We start from the raw sequence: 18,764 nt of genomic DNA, 5'->3' as shown, positions 1-18,764 counted from the left end.
CTCTAATATCGGGGGACGATGAACCACCCCCAGAGCCGCTGGCTCCGCATGCGCACCCTGCTGCTGCTCGCGCCCCTGCTGGTGGCGGCCACGCCCTCGCCGCAGCTTCTGCCGCTCTCCGATTGGAAGCTGGGCTTCGACGGCCCACCGCTGGAGATCAAGCAGAACGAGTGCATCGCTGTCACCGTGCAGACGCAGACCTTGGCGGGCATGGGGGTCAACCTGGGGTACGCCGTCAACGTCTCGCTGGGTCAAAACCAGCCCTTGGGCACCTTCCACGATCTGCCGGGGTGCCTCCAAGCCCCGATCACCGAGACCCTCATCCCCTTCGGCTCCATCGGAAAGAGGGTGTACTACAAGGCCTCGACTCTGGGACGCGTGATGCTCATCGCGACCGACGGGGTGCTGGGCCTCAATCCGGGCGCGTCCCGGCCCATCTCGGTGGTGATTGGCTACACGGCCCGCCTGGAGTTCACGGCCGTGCCCACCACGCTGCGCCCCGGGAACACCGCCCAGGTGAAGGTGAAGGCCTACGACGAGTTCAACAACAAGGCCGTCGGGTACGCGGGCCGGTTTATCCTCTCCTCCAACCTCTCCATCCCCGAGCTGCCGCTGGAGAGCAACTTCGAGCCCCTGCGGGACAACGGAGAGAGGACCTTCACCCTCACGTTCCCGGCGCCGGGCAACTACCAGCTGACGATCCAGGATGTCGCGCAAGCGAACCTCAACGCGCAGAGCTCCACCCTCCCGGTGCTGTACCCCAAGGTCTCGGTGGTGCCCACGCGCAAGCTCGTGGGGACGTGCGAATCGACGACGTTCACCCTGCAGGTGGTGAATGACCAGGGCCAGCCCTCCCCGGAGCCAGCCACCGTGAGACTGTGCCGGCCCGTCGGCAGCGCGGTGAGCCTCGTCCCCACCCAGGCAGGAGACACCCGCGACTCGGACTGCGCTGTCCGGATCCTGCAAGGCAGCGCCCAGTCCGTGACGTGGATCAGCACCGACGACGTGGACGTTCCCTTCGTCCTCCACGAGGGGGAGCCTGTAGGCGATCTCACCATCACCTGGAAGCGGCTGCCGAGCCCGCAGCACTCGAGCCTCTCGTACGTGGGGAAGCTCTACCCGGAGCCCACGCTCACCTCCTACATCGATCAACTGCTCCTCCAATTCGAGCTGAAGGACACGTGCAACCAGCCGCTGGCGCCCTCGGAGAAGCTGTTCAGCTTCACCGCCGACCAGCCGCTGTTCGTCGGCCCCGTCTCCCAGCCGTCCCCCGGCGTGTGGAAGGCCTCGGTGGCGCTGGCGGGCTGCCCCGCTGACCTCTCGCAGCGGCTGGTCGTCCGGCCTGCCTTTGACGGCACCCCCATCCTCGGTGAGCTCTTCGAGCTGCACATCCAACCGAAGTGCAGCGATCCCCTCGTGGAACTCTCCCTCCGCTCCAAGGAGGACAGCGCGCTGGCGAAGCCGGGCGCCCAGGTGGAGTTCGAGGTGAAGCTCGAGAACAAGAGCTCGGAGCCCGTCCCCCAGGGCGTGCTGGACCTGTCCACCGAGGGCCTCACGAAGGTCAAAGCCGAGGTGGATGGAACGCCCCTCACCCTCCAGGACAACGCCGCCGAGCTCCCGCTGGAGCCGGGCAAGACGCTGACGGTGCGCATCACCGCCCAGGCCTCGGCGCAGCAGGACCAGTCCATGCGTCTCACGGCCTTGTACACGCGGGAGAATGGCATCCCGCTCACTCCGGAGAAGAGCGTCACCCTCCACGTGGGAGACAGGGACGTGAACGTCGGGTGCGGCAGCCAGCCTGCCACGCTGCCGGGCCACCTCGTGAGCTGGCTCGTTCTCCTCCTCGCGGCGTCGCGCCCCTGGGAGCGTTCGCGTAGACTGCGGCAGCGCGAAAGGATTGACCGCCAGGCACCATGGTAGCAGCGCCCCTCACTCTCCTGGTCCTGACCCTCACGAGTCAGGCTGTCGCGCTGCGTTCCGACAAGGCCTTCGTCACCTCCGGGGACAGTGCCCGGATCGAGCTCAGTGCGCTCGATGACACGGGCAAGCCCCTGCGCGATGTCCAGGTGTCCCTGACCGTCAACGCAGGATCTGTCACCGAGCCTGTCGCCGCCGAGGACGGCACCTTTCGCGCCACCTACCAGCCCGCCGGGCAGGAGGGCCCACAGGTGGCCCTGTTCCATGCCACCGTGAAACGCGGCGCCAGCAACTCCGGGGCGTGGCTCGCCCTGCCCGTCCATGGCAACCACCTCCTGCGCGTCCGCGTGGCTCCGCGCTCGCGCGTGAAGGTCCTCGTGGGGGCTGCCTCCTATGGGCCCGTCACGGCCTCGGCCAGCGGCGAGGTCTCCGTGCCGGTGAAGGTGCCGCCTGGGGTAACGAGCGCCGAGGTGACCGCCACCGAGCGCTCGGGCCGCGCACGCACGCAGACAGTGGCCCTCCCCGAGCCGACGTTCGCCCGCATCCGGCTCGTGGCGCTGGATCCGCCCGTTCAGGGCAAGCCCGTATCGCTGCAGGGCTTCGTCGTGGACGAGAGCGGCAACCCGGCCGCCGCCATCCCTCCTCTGGCCATCACCGTGGATCGCGGGACGCTCGGCCCCATCTCGCCGAAGGAGGGCGGCACCTTCGAGCTGCCCTATACCGCCCCGGCGCCGGGCGCTCCGGTGCACATCTCCGCCGCGCCCATCGAGGAGACGGAGCGCGCCTTCACGCTGCCGCTCGAGCCGGTGGCGGCGCCCGTGGCCTCGGCGGGGAGACCTGGCACCGGAAACGGTCAGCCGGGTGGCGCCGGCACAGGGCCTCTGGCCTCGGGCTCTCCGTGGACACCGTGGCAGCGCACCGCAGGCTTCTTCTTGTTCGGCCAGAGCAACACCGCGCGCGCGAACGGCGCGGGCCTCCGGGTGGAGGGAGCGCTGAGGCTGGCGCAGCGGCCGTGGGAGGCGCTGGTGCTGGTGGAGCTCAAGAAGAACAAAGAGGTGACCGAGGAGCGAACCACCTCCAGCGGCGACACCGTGACGAAGACGTTCACCCTCGGTGGCCTGGGCATCCGGGCGGGCGGGCGGTGGAGTCATCCGTTCCTGACGCGCGGGGTGCTCTTCGCGGACGCGTCCGTGGGCTTGCTGGCCGCGAGCGGCCCGGTGGAGTTTCAGTTCCCGGGAAGCGAGTCGGTGAAGGAGGAGCTCCGCTCGGTGGGGCCCGCCATGTCCGTGGGAGGCGGCGCCGCGTGGAGCGTGGGCCCTGGCCGCCTCTGTGGCCAGCTCGAGTGGACCTATGCACCTGGGCGCAACAGCGTGAGCGGGAACCTGGGCGGCCTGACCCTGGCGGCCGGGTACCAGTTCGTGTTCGGCGGGGGCCCGTCGCCATGACCCGGTGCCTGACGATAGGAGTGCTCCTGCTGCTGAGCAGCGTGGCGCTGGCCGATCCTCCCGCGGCCGAGGAGACAGGGACGGTGTGGATCACCCTGCGTCCGCAGGCCTCGCTCCCGCTGAAGAGCCCGCGCGTCCAGGTGGGCGGCAAGGACGCCAGGGCCGACGCCAGCGGTGCGTTCCGCATGGACGGACTGGCCTCCGGGCCCGTGGCCGTGCGCGCCTCGGCGGAGGGCTATCAGCAGGTGGAGCGCCAGGTGGTGCTGCCCGCCGGTGGACAGGCCAGTGTGTTCCTGCCGCTCGAGCGCATCCCCGGCCCTGGAGTGGTGAAGGGCCGCGTCCTGCGCGAGGAGGGCCGCGATGGCACGAAGGTCCCTGTCCCAGAGGTCGAGGTGATGATCGGCGAGCGCGTGGTGGCCAAGAGCGACTCGACGGGCCTCTTCGTGGTGCCGGAGGCCGGGCCGGGTCCCGTCGCGCTGAAGCTTGCGGGCGGAGGCGTGCGACCCAAAGAAGAGCTGGTGGTCGTCCCGTCGCATGGGGAGACGTCGGTCGAGGTCCTCATGCAGAAGGGCGAGGAGATCCGCGCGTGGATGCGTGGGCGCGTCCGCTCCACGCTGGGGCGTCCTGTCTCGGCCACCCTCCGCATCCCCGAGGCGAAGCTCAAGGCGCGCACCAAGCCCTCGGGGGACTTCGAGCTGCGCTTGCCGGCCGGACGCTACCGCGTCACCTTCGAGGCCCCTGGCTATCTCTCGCAGGCCAAGACCGTGGACGTGGGCGCTGGAGACCAGGCGCTGTTCTACGTGGACCTGTCACCGCAGGAGAATTGATCCTTGCGAGCCCTCTCCCTCACGCTTCCGCTGCTCCTGCTCCTCTGGGGATGCGAGGGGTGTGACAAGAAGCCCACCCCGCCCTCTGCGCCGCAGATCGCGACGCTCACCCAGGTGCAGGGACAGGTGACGGTGCAGCAGGACGCGGCGGCTCGGCCCGCCCAGGCGAACGAGCCCCTGTACCCCGGCGAGACGATCGTCACGAGCCAGGGCAGCACCGCGCGCGTGCGGTACATCAACGGCGCCGAGCTGGACGTGGGCGAGAACAGCCGCTTCCGCATCAACGGCGGCCCTGGGGCGCTCACGGTGGAAGTCCAAGCGGGCCGCGTCGTCTCCAGCGCTCCCAAGGAGGGCGGCGGAGGGCTCACCGTCACGGGTTCCTTCGGCCGGGCGGAGATGGTCACCGCATCCACCATCGTGTTCGACCTCCGGGCCCCACAGCCCAAGCTGACGGTCCAGTTCGGCGACATCCGCGTCATCGACACGGATGGGCAGTCGGTGCCAATGGTGGTGGGCAAGGAGATCGTGTTCGACGTGCGCGAGCCGAAACAGGTCCCTGTGCCAGTGGTGCGCGCGGAGCTGATCGTCTTCAAGCTGGAGCCTCAGGACGGCAAGGCCCGCGTCAAGGGCGCGCAGGAGTCCGCCTTCACGGAACTCGGCCCGGAGCAGTCCCAGGAGCTGGGTCCCGGCTCGGCGTTCGAGATTCCCGCGAAGTCCAGCGCCCGGCTGGTCTCCAACGACTTGCAGGTGAACCTCGCGGGAGACTCGGCAGGGACGTTCCAGGAGGCGTCGCGCGAGGGCGAGCAGCGGACCTACGCGCTGCAGCTCAGCCGGGGCTCGGCACGGCTCCAGTTCGGCGCGGGGAAGCACACGCTGAAGCTCAGCGATGGCCGGGGGCCGGTGGAGCTCAAGGTCTCCGAGCAGAGCACCATCGCCGTGAGCGCGCCCGAAGCTGGATCCACCGTGCAGGTGCTCACAGGCAAGGCCGAGCTGCTGGCCGATGGGAAGTCCACGGTGGTCCAAGCCGGAGAGAAGGTGAACCGGGCTGCGGCGGCGACGCAGGCTTCGCGCGAGCCCGCCCCGGCGCTCGTGCTGCCAGCGGACCTCAAGACGCGGGTGTTCTCGGACGGGACGCCTGGGGCGGGGATCCAGGTTCCTTCCGGCGCGAAAGGACCCCTGCGGGTGGAGGTGTCTCCGGATCCCTCGTTCAGCAAGCCGCTGCTGGTGGGGCGCGTGGGAGCAGACTGGGTGCGCGTAGAACCACCGGCCCGAGGCGAGCTGCACTGGCGCTTCCTGGGGGAGGACGGGGCGGTGCGCACGCAGGGCTCGGCGCGCTTCGAGCCCGATCGCGGACGCTCCTCACTCACCACCGAGAGCCCCAAGGCCGAGGTGATGGAGACGGGCCTCAACGCCCGCGTCCTCTTCCAGAGCGCGGCTCCGGCGCTGCACTTCACGTTCTCGCCGCGCGAGGGCGCCCGCTCCTACCAACTGCGTCTTTACCGAGCCTCGGACATGAAGACGCCGATCCTCCAGCGGGTGACGAACAAGACCCAGTACACGTTGGATCCGGGCTCGCTCTCCGAAGGGCGCTATCTCTGGTACGTGGCGGCGCTCGGCCCGGGGGGAGACGAGCTGGCAGGCGGCCGGATGAACAAGCTTGAGCTGGTGTACGACAATGAGCGCCGGGGTTTGGCCCTCAGCCGCCCCCGCCCGGGAGAGAAGCGAGGCAAAGGCGAAGTGCCGGTGGAGGGCGTGGTGCCCGTGGGCTCGCGGCTCTTCCTCAACGGCCAGGCTGTCGCACTCGACGCCAAGGGCCGCTTCTCCCAGCGTGTGCCCGCAGCGGATACCCTGGTGTTCCGTCTCGTCTCGGGGCAAAGCGAGGCATACTGGGTCCGTACCCTTCGGAGTCCCCGGTAATGAGCTCCCCCCCCGCGGTGATCCCCCTGACACGGCCGGTCACCACGCCCCGCCGCTTCGGCAACTACGTGCTGCTGCGCAAGCTCGCCGAGGGCGGCATGGCGGAGATCTTCCTCGCCAAGCAACTGGGCGCCGAGGGCTTCGAGCGCGACGTGGTGATCAAGTGCATGCTGGATCACTTCACCCAGTCGCGGGACTTCGTCTCCATGTTCCTGGACGAGGCGCGGCTGGCGGCGCGGCTGCACCACCCGAACATCGTGCAGATCTCGGATCTGGGGGTGGCGGACAACCGTTACTACATCTGCATGGAGTACCTGGCGGGCGAGGACCTGGACGCGGTCATCACCGCGTCGCACGCCCGGGGTGAGGGCGTGCCCATCGCCATCGCCGCTCGCATCATCCTCTCCGCGCTGGAGGGTCTGGAGTTCGCCCACAGCTACCAGGAGCAGGGCCAGCCGCTGGGGCTGGTGCACCGAGACATCTCCCCCTCGAACATCTTCGTCACCTTCCAGGGAATGGTGAAGGTGCTGGACTTCGGCATCGCCAAGGCCTCGTCGCGGATGACGCAGACGCAGCCGGGGCTGCTCAAGGGCAAGTGGGGCTACATGTCCCCCGAGCAGGCCCGGGGTGAGCAGATCGATGCCCGCAGCGATCTGTTCTCGCTGGGCGTCACCTTCTACGAGCTGCTCACGGTGCGCCGCGTGTTCGAGAAGGACAACGAGATCGGCGTGCTGCTGGCGCTGATGGCGCAGCCCATTCCGCCACCGAGCGAGCGGCGTCCGGACGTGCCGCCAGCGCTGGATCGGATCGTGATGAAGGCGCTGGAGCGCCGCCCCGAGGATCGCTACGCGAGCGCTGCGGAGATGCGGGCGGACCTGGAAGAGTTCCTGCGGGTGACGCCTTCGGTGCCGGGTACATCGCAGCTCGCGCACTACATGCAGAACCTGTTCGGCGCGTCCCACGTCGAGCAGAAGACGAAGGTGCCCTCGCTCACGGAGCTGGCGGCGATCCTGCCGTCCGCCGAGCCAGAGGTCCGCCGCCCGCTGCAGACGGATCTAGTAGGGCTGGAAAAGACACTGATCCGGCCGTCGGATCCCCACGGCATCCCCGTGGTGACGGCGCCCGTCAGCGCGCCCGCCCTGGTGAGCCCACCTGCGCCGGTGAGCACGGCTCCTGCTCGGAGCACCGGGCTCTCTGCAGCCGTAGGAGCCTTCGCGGCGGTCTTGCTGCTGGCCCTCGGAGGAGGAGCGGCTTGGTACTTGAGGTCTCGGCCCGAGGCTCCAGCGCCGGGCATCGTGACGACCCCGCCAGTGGCGCAGCCTGTGGTCGCACAGCCAGCTCCCACGCCCCCCCCTCCACCGGTGGCCAATCCGCCCGAAGCCGCGCAGGCTGCGGTCGAGCCACCCAAGCCACTTCCCGAGGAGCCTGCGGAGGTTGCGAAGTCTCCGTCCAAGGGAAAGGCCAAGAAGCCCACTTCTAAGAAGGTGAGCGTCCCGGGCCAACTCACGACCGAGGACCTCAACGCGACCATGGCGCCTCACCTTGGCAAGCTCAAGCAGTGCGTGGATGAGCATGCCGAGGGAATTCCCCTGGGCACCCGGGTGACCATCGTGAGCAAGGTCGAGACCTCAGGCTCGCTCTCCGACATCGAGATCACCGGCACGAAGCCGCTCACGCCCAGCCTGGTTCAGTGCTTGAAGGCGAAGATGAGCAAGGTGACCTTCCCCGCGGATCCGTTGCGCCCGAGAGTCCCCATCCAGGTGCCGTTCGCGATCGGGCGCTGAGGCCCAAGGAGCTCGCACGCTCGTGGAAGACCTGGACGCACGCCGCCGGGAGCAGCACAAGCAGCGACTCTCGTGGATGCCGTGGCTGTACTTCTCGCTGAAGCCCCGGCACCGGAAATGGGCTGAGGAGTGGCAGCGCGAGGTGCAGGCGCGCTTCATGGAGCTGGAGACCATCCAGATCGCCGAGGGCTGCTTCGTGGCGCCCGAGGCCCGTCTGTTCGCGGAGCCCGGGCGGACGCTCGTCATCGGTCCAGGCTCGAGCATCGCGGCGGATGTGTTCGTCCACGGGCCGGTGACTCTGGGGCGACAGGTGAGCATCAACGCGCGGGCGAGCCTCGATGGAGGCGCTGCGGGCATCCACATTGGAGATGGGACGCGCATCGCGACGGGGGCCACGCTCTACGCCTTCAACCACGGGATGGATCCGGATCGGCCCCTGCGCGAGCAGCCGGTGACGTCGCGAGGCATCCGGGTGGGCGCGGACGTGTGGATCGGCGCGAACGCGGGCGTCACGGACGGGGTGACGATTGGCGCCCACGCGGTGGTGGGCATGGGGGCGATCGTCACGCGAGACGTGCCCGAGTGGGCCATCGTGGCGGGGGTTCCCGCAAGAGTGGTGGGAGATCGTCGCGAGCGTCGCTGACCCCGAGCCACTTGGGTCATACTGGGGTCCCGTATGAGCAGCGCGCCGAGAGACTTCCGCAGCATCCCCTACCGCCTGAACACGTTCCTGACGCTGAGCGTGTTCTTGGCGCTGGTGGGGCTGCTGCTCCTCGGAGCGCGGGTGGAGAGCGGCTGGGCGCTGGGCCTGTGCGTGGGGGCCTACGCCCTGCTCTTCCAGACACAGTTCGCCCTGATGCACGAGGCCTCGCACCTCAAGCTGCACCCGAATCCGGTGTGGAACCGGTGGCTGGGGGTGCTGTGCGGGCTGCTGTTCCCGATGTCGGCGTCGATGCTCTCCATCACCCACTGGAGCCACCACCTGAAGAACCGCAGCGACCAGGAGATGTTCGACCTGTACTACCCGCACCACTCGCGGGTGGGGCGGACGATCGCCTGGTACCTGATGCTGGTGGGGTTCTGGTACTGGGTCATCCCTCCGTTCCTGTTGCTGCTGCTCGTGGCGCCGGGGGTGTTCCGCCGCATGTCCGAGAAGCTCCACATCGCGGAGGCCATCTTCCGCCATCCGGAGATCAGCATCGGGCGCATCCGCGCGGAGCTGCTGCTGTGCGCCGTGGCGATAACAGGGGCGAGCGTGCTGTCCGGGCTGTCACTGGGGCGGCTGGGGTTGTTCTACGTGGCAGCGGGAGCGCTCTGGTCTGGGGTGAACTACCTGGAGCACTCGTACGCGCCGAGGGACGTCATCAAGGGCGCGTTCAACCTGGAGGCGCCGTGGCCGTATGGCTGGCTCAACCTGCACCGCGAGCTGGACTACAACCACCACGCGTACCCGGACGTGTCGTGGCTCCACCTGCCCGCGCTGTCTCCGCCGGGTGAGCAGCGCCGCTCGTACATCCTTCACTACCTCCGTCAGTGGACCACGGGGCCGATGCCCGCGCAGGAGCCGGGCCCGGAGCCGCTGAAGGACATTCCGCGTCAGTACCCATCGTGAGAGTCCTGCTGACCGGAGCCCGAGGAATCCCCGCGCTTGGGGCGGTGCGGCAGCTGAAGCGGGCGGGACACGAGGTGTTCGTCTGCGACACCTTCCCGACGTACCCGATGCGGCACTCGCGGGACGTGGCGAGGACGTTCCAGATTCCCTCGCCTCGCTTCGAGGAGGAGGCGTTCATCCAACGCTTGCTCTCGCTCATCGAGGAGCATGGGGTGGATGCGCTCGTGCCCACGGGGGAGGAGGTCCTCTATGTGGCGCGGCACTGGGAGCGGCTGAGGGAGCGCTGCCTCGTGGTGGCGGGCCGCTTCGAGCAGCTCGCGGAGTGGCATGACAAGTGGGCGTTCAACCAGCGGTTGTCCGCCCGAGGCCTGCCCGCGCCGAAGACGTGGCCCCTGGAGGGCCCTTCGCAGTTGGAGGCGCTCCTGCGGGAGCACGGCCGGCTCATCGTGAAGCCTGCGTTCACGCGCTTCGGACAGAAGACGCGGCTGCTGCAGGCGGGAGCTTCGCGGAGGGGGCTCGATTTCCAGCAGCGCCTGCTGGCCCAGCAGTTCATCGAGGGCACCGAGCTGTGCACCTCCAGCCTCGTCTGGGAGGGAGCGCTGGTGGCGCATGTTTGCTACCAGCCGCGGTATCGGTTCCCGGGAGGGCCCGGGTTCTATTACGAGCCCATCGCCCACGCGGGCAGCCGCGACTGGGTGCTGCGCTTCCTGGAGGGCACGGGCTTCACGGGGAGCCTCGGGTTTGACTTCATCGAGACGGCGAGCGGAGCGCTGTACGCGCTGGAGTGCAATCCCCGGATGACGAGCGGCATGCTCCTGTTCCCGGAGGATGGGAGGCTCGGGCGGGCGATGTTCGGCGAGGGAATCGCCGAGCCCGATCTGGAGAAGCCGGTGATGTTGGGCATGCTCATGTGGACGGCGGCGCTGCCTCGGCTGCGCTCGTGGCGGGAGCTGCGCGAGTGGTGGCAAGCGTTCAGCGCCGCACGCGACTCACTCTGGCGGAGGGAAGATCAGAAGCCGTTCTGGTATCAGCTGGCGGCGTTTCCCCACATGTTCCAGGTGGCGCGGCGGCACGGGCTGGCGATGGGCGAGGCGACGACGCACTACACGGAATGGAACGGCTGAAGCGAGGCACGCATGAAAGTCTTCCGCACCACAGGCGCAGGCGGTCCCGAGGTCCTCTCGCTGGAAGATCGTCCGGATCTGACACCGGGGCCCTCGGAATTGCTCGTCAGGGTTCGAGCCACGGCACTCAACCGGGCGGACCTGTTGCAGGTGAAGGGGCACTACGCGGCTCCGCCGGATGTGCCGCCGGACGTTCCGGGCCTGGAGTACGCGGGCGAGGTGCTCGCGGTGGGGCCTCGGTGCCGCCGCTTCAAGCCTGGGGATCGGGTGATGGGACTGGTGGGAGGCGGGGCCTGGGCGGAGCAGCTCACAGTCCACGAGCGTGAGGCGCTGCCCATGCCCGAAGGCATGGACTTCACGGACGCAGCAGCGCTACCGGAGGTGTACCTGACGGCGTTCGACGCGCTGGTGCTGCAAGGAGGCATGCGGCCGGGCGAGACAGCGCTGGTGCACGCGGTGGCGAGTGGCGTGGGCTCGGCAGCGGCGCAGCTGTGCCGGGCGATGGGTGTGCAGGTGGTGGGCACGGGGCGCAACGCGAAGAAGCTGGAGCGAGCCCGCGAGTGGGGCGTGGAGCACACGGTGCATGTGGACGGCACCCCACCCCGCTTCGCCGAGGCCGTGAAGAAGGCCACGGGAGGCCGAGGCGCGGACGTGGCGTTGGATCTCGTGGGCGGGGACTACGTCCCGGAGACGCTGGAGGCGCTGGCACCGCAGGGCCGGGCGATGCTCGTGGGGCTGGTGGCGGGCAACAAGACGCAGGTGAACCTGGGGCTGATCCTGATGAAGCGCCTGCGGATTACCGGCACGGTGCTGCGCAGCCGTCCGCTGGAGGAGAAGATCGCCCTGGCCCAAGCGGCGGAGCGTCACTTGCTCCCGCTGTTCCGCTCGGGAGCGCTGAAGCCCGTCATCGACGCCGTGGTGCCGATGACGGACCTCCGGGACGCGCTCACGCGCATGGCGAGCAACGAGGCTGTGGGCAAGGTAGTCCTGCACTGGGAGTGAGTCCTTCCTCCCAGCGATTCCTCACCTCACCCACACTCCAAGTCTATCAGATAATTTCATTACTGGCGGACTTCGCGAGAAGTACGTTTTTTACCGTTTTTCACCGGTAAGCACGTTCAAAGCGTGTGCTCGAAAAGGGAGCAAAACGGATGCGGACAGCGAAGAGTGCGAGAACACTGTGGCTGCTGCTGGGAGCGCTGGCGAGCGGCTGTGGAGCAGAGCTCGGGACGGCAGCGGAGCAGGCGCCGGTCAGCCCCCTCCAGGCCGCCACGGCCTCGGCGGCCCTGGTGCAGACGGCGAGCTACGATCCGGCGCTCCAGGCGCCCAAGTGCACCGCGGGAGCTTCGGGCTGTGACACGGGGCCGTCGTTGGTACTGGGCCGCGGTTCAGTCGGCCCAGAGTCCCATGCCCCCAACACGCTGGGCGGCAGCTGTGCGGACGGCCCCTCGGGCATGTTCCACTCGGATGAGTCGCTGGATCGGCTGAAGGTCTCCACGGTGGACGGCACGGCCCTGGCGCCGGGCAAGGCGGTCACGGTGGAGGCCACCGTCTGGGCGTATTCCGGCTACAGCTCGGACTACCTGGACATCTACGTGGCGGCGGACGCGAGCAACCCGTCGTGGACCTTCGTCACCACGCTGGTGCCGTCTGGAGCGGGGACGCAGGTGCTGGTGGCCAACACCACCCTGCCCTCGACCGGCGGCAGCATGCAGGCGGTGCGCGCCTCGTTCCGGTACTCGGGGACGGCCGCCCCTTGCACCTCCGGGGGCTACGATGATCGCGACGACCTGGTCTTCGAGGTAGGGACCGCCACGCCTCCGCCGCCTCCCACCTCGAGCCGGGCCACCGTGAGCAGTGGTGATCGGCTGTCGCTGAGCATCGCGGCGGATGGCACGGTGTGGACGTGGGGCAGCAACCAGGGAGACTACACGGATGGGTACTCCACCCTCCGCGGCCAGCGGACGCAGGTGTGGGGGCTGAGCAGCGTGGTGTCGCTGGCCTCCGGGGGCGGGCACCAGCTGGCGCTGACGCAGGACGGCACGGTGTGGGGCTGGGGCAGCAACAACGATGGGCAGCTGGGCGACGGGACGACGAACTACCCCGGCAACCCGGTGCAGGCGGTAGGGCTGAGCTCGGTGGCTGTGCTGGCTGGGGGCTCGAGGCACTCGCTGGCGGTGAAGAGTGACGGGACGCTGTGGATCTGGGGCAACAACATGTACGGCCAGCTGGGGGATGGCACGACCACGTCCCGCTCCCTGCCCGCGCAGGTGCAGGGCTTGAGCGGCGTGGTGGCAGCGGACGCGGGCGACTACCACACGCTGGCGGTGACCTCGCCGGCGGGCACGGTGTGGAGCTGGGGCTCCAACTGGAATGGCGAGCTGGGCGATGGGACGACCACCAGCCGCAACACGCCGGGACAGGTGGTGGGGCTGAGCGGGGTGAAGGCGGTGGTGGCGGGGATGGGCTACTCGCTGGCGCTGAAGACGGACGGCACCGTGTGGGCCTGGGGCAGCAACGGCTCGGGCCAGCTGGGCGATGGGACGACCACCAGCCGCAACACACCGGTGCAGGTGGTGGGGCTGAGCGGGGTGGTGGCGGTGGCCACGGGGTACAACCACTCGGTGGCGCTGAAGTCGGACGGCACGGTGTGGACGTGGGGCAGCAACAACCTGGGCCAGCTGGGCGATGGGACGACCACCCAGCGCAACACGCCGGTGCAGGTGGTGGGGCTGAGCGGGGTGGTGGCGGTGGCAGCTGGAGGCTCCCACTCGGTGGCGAAGCACTCGGACGGGCGGATCTGGGCCTGGGGCGGCAACGATGATTACGAGCTGGGGGATGGGAAGATCGTGCACACCACCACCCCGGTGACGGTGCAGGGCCTGACGAACGTGACGGCGGCAGCGGTGGGCTACTGGCACATGCTGGCGCTGCGCTCGGATGGCACGCTCTGGTCGTGGGGCGGGGGCCTCTCCTACGCATTCCCGCTGGGGCATCCGCAAACGGCCCAGAACCTGCCGGCGCAGGTGACGGGGCTGAGCAGCGTGACGGCGGTGGCGGCGGGCCAGATGTACTCGCTGGCGTTGAAGGCGGACGGCACCGTGTGGGCCTGGGGCTATGGAGGCTATGGCTCGCTGGGCATCGGGCCCCTCAATGGCACCGAGTACCACTACTCGCCCCTCCAGGTACCGAACCTGACGGGGGTGACGGCGATCAAGGCAGGCTACTTCCACTCGCTGGTGCTGAAGAGCGACGGGACGATGTGGGCGTGGGGCGGCAACATCTACGGACAACTGGGGGACGGTACGACGACTCAGCGCTATTCGCCGGTGCTGGTGCCGGGGATGACGAACGTGGCGGCGATGGCGGCGGGCTATGCGCACACGTTGGTGCTGAAGTCGGACGGCACGGTGTGGGCGTGGGGACGCAATGACTACGGCCAGCTGGGAGATGGGACGACCACGCGCCGCACGTCGCCGGTGCAGGTGCCGGGGATGACGGGCGTGGTGGCGGTGGCAGCGGGAGACGACCACTCGCTGGCGGTCAAGAGCGACGGGACGCTCTGGGTGTGGGGGAACAACGGCTCGGGCCAGCTGGGGGACGGCACGTACACCTCGCGCAGCACGCCGGTGCGGGTGACGGCCCTGAGCAGCGTGGCGGGGGTGTCCGCGGGCTCGAGCCACACGCTGGCGGTGAAGACGGACGGCACGGCGTGGGGCTGGGGCAGCAACTCCCAGAGCCAGGCGGGCGCGGGGACGACCATCCCCGGCACGACGATCAAGCAGCTCACGGGGGTGAGTGGCGTGCAAAAGGTCATCGCGGGCAACCTGTCCTCGATGACGCTGAGCCAGACCGGCACGCTGTCGGTGTGGGGCAACAACTGGCTGGGCCAGCTGGGCAACGGCGGGTACCTCTACCGCACCACGCCGGCCCTGGTGGTGGGCTTCGGCCCCTGAGCCCACAGCGCCTTCACCTCAGCGGTCCAGCAGGACCTGGTAGATGAAGTCGAACTCCGTGCCCTGCGGGTTGCGGAACTCCAGCTGCATCTGCCCACGGGCGCCATTGAAGTTCCCGGTGCCGCCCGTGATGGACAGGGTGGACCCCTTCACATCGTAGAAGGGGCCCTCCACCGAGATTTGCCCGCCCTCCAGGAAAGCGGTCCACAGACACTCCCAGGCCTGCCCCGCCACCACCCGCACGCAGTAGCCCTGGTTTGTGCCCACCTTCCGCGTGTTCGTCTCGTCGTACAGCTCGTTCGCGAAGGTCAGCACGTCCCCCACGGAGTCTCCCGGGGGCGAATTGTCGGTGACGGCATCCGTGCTCGCGTGCTCCACCACCCGCATCGTCTGGATGACGGGAGCTTCCTCCTCATCCCCTCCACACCCCACCAGCGCCGCACCCAACACAAGCCCCCAGCCAAACCGCTTCACAGCCTCTCGCATATGTGGACTCCCCCTCGGTCTGCGCCCTTCCGCAGAGTGAGCCAGTCTACCCACGCAGCAAGGACCCGTTCGAGCGCCGACCGAAGGCCATTGCCAACCCCGGCTGACTCCATATCCTGCGCCGCGCCATGGCTACCCACTTCGACCCCGGCGCCGCCGCCTCCCCTGATTCCGGCATCTTCGGCCTCCCCCACTCTCCCGACGAGGCCCATGTCGTCCTCGTCCCCGTCCCCTTCGAGGCCACCACCAGCTACGGCGGCGGCACCTCCGAGGGCCCCAGCGCCGTCCTCAATGCCAGCCGCCAGGTCGACCTCTTCGACGTGGAGACCGGCCGCCCCTATGAGCGCGGCATCGCCATGCTCCCCGAGTCCGAGGATCTCCGCGCCTGGAATACCCGCGCCAAGGAGCGCGCCCAGCTCGTCATCGAGGCCGGAGGCGTCCACGCCGACCAGCCCGAGCTCCGCGCCGCCGCCAACGAGGTCAACGCGCTCTCCGAGAAGATGAACGACTACGTCTACCGCACCACCCAGCACTGGCTCGACCAGGGCAAGCGCGTGGGCTCCATCGGCGGGGACCACTCCATCTCCTACGGCTCCATCCAGGCCCACGCCGAGAAGTACCCGGGGCTCGGAGTGCTCCACCTCGATGCGCACGCGGACCTGCGCAACGCCTACGAGGGCTTCACCTGGTCCCACGCCTCCATCATGTACAACGTGGTACAGCGCCTGCCGGGCGTGAAGTCGCTCGTCCAGGTAGCCGTGCGCGACATGAGCGAGGAGGAGAACCAGGTCATCGAGCTCTCCAACGGCCGCATCCGCTCCTACTTCGACTCCACGCTCCAGCAGAGGCAGTTCGACGGCATGCCCTGGAACCGGTTGGTGGATGAACTCGTCGCCCACCTCCCGCAACAGGTGTACCTCTCGTTCGACATCGACGGTCTGGATCCCGTGCTCTGCCCGCACACCGGCACGCCCGTGCCTGGCGGCCTCTCCTTCCCTCAGGCCACGGCACTCATTGCCGGCGTGGTCCGCTCGGGGCGCACCATCGTCGGCTTCGATTTGACCGAGGTCGCCCCCGATCCCGATGGCGGCGAGTGGGACGGCAACGTGGGTGCGCGGCTGCTCTACAAGATGATCGGCTGGATGCTGAAGTCCCAGCGCGCCTGATCAGCCGCGCGGCAGCAGCAGGCTGAACGTGGAGCCCTTGTTCAACTGGGTCTCCACCGACAGCGCCCCGCCGTGCAGCCTCGCCAGCTCCGAGGCGATGTAGAGCCCCAGCCCCGTGCCGCCATCGTCCGTCCGCACCTGGAACGGCGTGAACAGCCGGGGCAGCTCGTGGTCCGTGAGACCCGGGCCCTCGTCCCGCACCCGCACCGTCACCAGCGACTGCGAGGCGGTCAGCTCCACTCTCACCGCCCCGCGGCCCCCCCCATGGTGCACCGCGTTCGCCAGCAGCCCGTCGAACACTTGGCGGATGCGCTCAGGATCGAAGCGCAGTTCCACCGGCTCTCCGGGCCCCTGGAGCTGGATGGGCACTGCGGGCGCCTGCGCCTGCCACGCCTCCACGACGCGCCGCAGGTGCTGCGAAAGATCACCGGAGACCGGGTGCAGCGTCACGCTCCCGGCCGTTAGCCGCGCGGCCTCCTGGAGGCTCCGGCTCAGGAACTCCATGTAACGCAGGTGCGTGCCCAGCGCCTCCACCACCTGCTGATCCACCATGGGCGCCACCTGCAGCCGCTGCAGCTGCTCGCGCGCCGCCGCCAGCGGCCCCTGGAGCGTGTGCGCCATCCAGTGCCCCAGCGCCTCCACCGGCGGAGCATCCGGAGACAGGCGCTGCTCCGGCACGTGCCCCAGCGACTGGCGGATGACCGCCTCGAAGTCCGTAATCTCGAAGGGCTTGTGCAGGAAGGCCGCGGCCTCCGGCACGCCCTGGGGCAGCACCGCGCTCAAGAGAATGACGGGCACGTCCTTGAGGGCCTGATCGCCCTTCAGCTTGCGGCACAGCTCCAGCCCGCTCAGCCGCGGCATCATGTGGTCCGTCACCACGAGCTGCGGCCGCTTGGCGCGTGCCAGCCCGAAGGCCTCCTCTCCATCCCGCGCCAGGAGCACGTCGTGCCCCAGATCTTCGACCACCTGGCTCAATACCTCGAGCACCGCTGGCTCATCGTCCGCCACCAGCACGAGACTCATGACTCGCACTCCTCGACGCCAGGGGAACAAGCCCTTCGAGCCACCCCTGGCCGACCCACTTGATCTATTAAAGAGCCGCACACCGCATCCAGACGGTGCCGGGAATGCTGCGGAGTTCCCGACAGTCCTGCCGTCGCTCGCTCGACACCTGAGGTGTCAAGGAAGGTATGGAATGAGGCTCGCAGGTATGAAGTGGTGGTTGCTGATGACGTTGATGGTGGCCTCCAGCGCGCAAGCGGACATGGCCCGGCGCCGTGACGCCATCGTCGAGGTGGTCCAGAAAGTCTCTCCCGCGGTCGTCTACATCGGCACGGAGCAGGACGTGGAGTCTCGCTTCCGGGGCCGGCGCTCGTTCATGGAGGACTTCTTCGGAGGCGGCCGCGAGCAGCGGCGGCGGGTGCAGGGGCTGGGCAGCGGGGCGATCATCGACGCCTCGGGCATCATCGTCACGAATGATCATGTGATTCGCGGGGCCTCGGCGATCCACGTGGTGCTGGCGGATGGGCGCACGCTAGAGGCGGAGGTGCTGGGCAGCGACTCGACGAACGATCTGGCGGTGCTGCGCGTGAGCGCCAAGCAGCCGCTGCCCACGGCAAAGCTGGGCACGAGCGCGGATCTGATGATCGGCGAGACGGTGATTGCCATTGGCAGCCCGTTTGGCCTGGCGAAGACGGTGACAGCGGGCGTGGTGTCCGCCACGGGGCGCACGTTCCGCGCCGAGGACGGCACCGTCTACAACGACTTCTTGCAGACGGACGCGGCGATCAACCCGGGCAACTCGGGCGGCCCGCTGCTCAACGTGGACAGCGAGATCATCGGCATCAACACGGCGATCTTCGCGGGTGGGCAAGGCATTGGCTTCGCGATCCCCGCGGACAAGGTGCGGCGCATCGTCGACGAGCTGACCCGCTTCGGGAAGGTGCGCCCGGCGTGGGTGGGCATCGACACGGTGGATCTGCCGGTGCAAGTCGCCTCGCAGCTGGGCTGGGATCGCTCGTACGGGGCCCTGGTGGACAACGTAGAGCCTGGCAGCCCGGCCGAGCAGGCAGGAGTCCGCCGAGGGGACGTGGTGGCGGAGATGGGCGGCTCGCGCATCAATGACTCGGAGGACTTCGACACGCGCGCGCGTGGCTACCCGGCCCGCTCTCCATTCCCACTGGTGCTCTTCCGGGATGGAAACCTGCGCACACTCCAGGTGACGCCCGTGGAGTTTCCCCCTCGGCTGGTCGAGTCCCTGGCCTGGGAAAGGTTGGGACTGAAAATGAAAGAGGCCCGGGGCGGGTTGACCGTCTCGGGCGTGCGGCCGGGCTCCGTAGCCCAGGAAGTAGGGTTGGAGCTAGGGGACGTGGTGCTGAGGGTAAACAACCAGCCAACCCCTGACTCGGAGAGCTTCCGAGAGGCCCTGCTGACGGCGAGACGGGGGCGTAGCGTCTTGTTGCTCGTACGCCGAGGGCGGTATGGGTATCACATCACCCTCCCGTTCCAAGGCCAACGCCTTTAGCATGAT

Annotated in this window: 14 protein-coding genes; 12 read left to right on the top strand and 2 right to left on the bottom strand. The window is 68.9% G+C overall.

Annotation, left to right across the window (positions count from 1 at the left end):
- Window positions 1–18 precede the first annotated feature (18 nt).
- The 10 genes from DB31_RS11855 to DB31_RS11810 all read left to right on the top strand — a co-directional run bounded on the left by DB31_RS11855 (window position 19) and on the right by DB31_RS11810 (window position 14,582).
- Window positions 19–1,920 (top strand): hypothetical protein, encoded by a 1,902-nt coding sequence (locus DB31_RS11855; RefSeq protein WP_044186523.1) that lies wholly within the window; start codon window positions 19–21, stop codon window positions 1,918–1,920.
- Complete coding sequence (locus DB31_RS11850) at window positions 1,914–3,362, top strand: hypothetical protein (protein WP_052419898.1); 1,449 nt, start codon at window positions 1,914–1,916, stop codon at window positions 3,360–3,362. The genes DB31_RS11855 and DB31_RS11850 overlap by 7 nt, the downstream gene beginning before the upstream one ends.
- Window positions 3,359–4,189: a carboxypeptidase regulatory-like domain-containing protein gene (locus DB31_RS11845; protein ID WP_083968165.1), complete on the top strand. Its 831-nt coding sequence runs from the start codon at window positions 3,359–3,361 to the stop codon at window positions 4,187–4,189. The genes DB31_RS11850 and DB31_RS11845 overlap by 4 nt, the downstream gene beginning before the upstream one ends.
- A gap of 3 nt (window positions 4,190–4,192) precedes the next feature.
- A complete protein-coding gene (locus tag DB31_RS11840) occupies window positions 4,193–6,106 on the top strand; it encodes a FecR family protein (protein ID WP_044186516.1) in 1,914 nt (637 codons plus the stop codon).
- A complete protein-coding gene (locus DB31_RS11835) occupies window positions 6,106–7,890 on the top strand; it encodes a serine/threonine protein kinase (protein WP_044186514.1) in 1,785 nt (594 codons plus the stop codon). The genes DB31_RS11840 and DB31_RS11835 overlap by 1 nt, the downstream gene beginning before the upstream one ends.
- Before the next feature lie 76 nt (window positions 7,891–7,966).
- Window positions 7,967–8,533, top strand: a complete 567-nt coding sequence (locus tag DB31_RS11830) for an acyltransferase (protein ID WP_044187165.1) — start codon at window positions 7,967–7,969, stop codon at window positions 8,531–8,533.
- Window positions 8,534–8,566: 33 nt separating this feature from the next.
- Window positions 8,567–9,502 (top strand): fatty acid desaturase family protein, encoded by a 936-nt coding sequence (locus DB31_RS11825; protein ID WP_044186512.1) that lies wholly within the window; start codon window positions 8,567–8,569, stop codon window positions 9,500–9,502.
- On the top strand, window positions 9,499–10,626 hold the full coding sequence (locus DB31_RS11820; protein ID WP_157231940.1) for an ATP-grasp domain-containing protein: 1,128 nt from the start codon (window positions 9,499–9,501) through the stop codon (window positions 10,624–10,626). The genes DB31_RS11825 and DB31_RS11820 overlap by 4 nt, the downstream gene beginning before the upstream one ends.
- 12 nt (window positions 10,627–10,638) lie before the next feature.
- Window positions 10,639–11,628, top strand: coding sequence for an NAD(P)H-quinone oxidoreductase (locus DB31_RS11815; RefSeq protein WP_044186506.1), 990 nt, complete (start codon window positions 10,639–10,641; stop codon window positions 11,626–11,628).
- A gap of 149 nt (window positions 11,629–11,777) precedes the next feature.
- Window positions 11,778–14,582, top strand: a complete 2,805-nt coding sequence (locus tag DB31_RS11810; RefSeq protein ID WP_240486653.1) for an RCC1 domain-containing protein — start codon at window positions 11,778–11,780, stop codon at window positions 14,580–14,582.
- Window positions 14,583–14,600: 18 nt separating this feature from the next.
- On the opposite strand, the gene DB31_RS11805 is transcribed toward DB31_RS11810, so the two are convergent.
- Window positions 14,601–15,068 carry a dirigent protein gene (locus tag DB31_RS11805; RefSeq protein ID WP_052419897.1) on the bottom strand — a complete coding sequence of 156 codons (468 nt, stop codon included), beginning with the start codon at window positions 15,066–15,068 and terminating at the stop codon, window positions 14,601–14,603.
- 128 nt (window positions 15,069–15,196) lie between these two features.
- Here DB31_RS11805 and DB31_RS11800 point away from each other — a divergent pair, with 128 nt between their 5' ends.
- A complete protein-coding gene (locus tag DB31_RS11800; RefSeq protein WP_044186502.1) occupies window positions 15,197–16,234 on the top strand; it encodes an agmatinase family protein in 1,038 nt (345 codons plus the stop codon).
- Here DB31_RS11800 and DB31_RS11795 read toward each other — a convergent pair whose 3' ends face one another.
- Window positions 16,235–17,257, bottom strand: a complete 1,023-nt coding sequence (locus DB31_RS11795; protein WP_044186499.1) for an ATP-binding response regulator — start codon at window positions 17,255–17,257, stop codon at window positions 16,235–16,237.
- Window positions 17,258–17,429: 172 nt separating this feature from the next.
- Here DB31_RS11795 and DB31_RS11790 point away from each other — a divergent pair, with 172 nt between their 5' ends.
- Complete coding sequence (locus DB31_RS11790) at window positions 17,430–18,758, top strand: trypsin-like peptidase domain-containing protein (RefSeq protein WP_044186496.1); 1,329 nt, start codon at window positions 17,430–17,432, stop codon at window positions 18,756–18,758.
- Window positions 18,759–18,764: the final 6 nt, after the last annotated feature.

Source organism: Hyalangium minutum, assembly GCF_000737315.1.
GTDB classification, from domain to species: Bacteria; Myxococcota; Myxococcia; order Myxococcales; family Myxococcaceae; genus Hyalangium; species Hyalangium minutum.
This window is presented reverse-complemented; position numbering and strand designations above follow the sequence as displayed.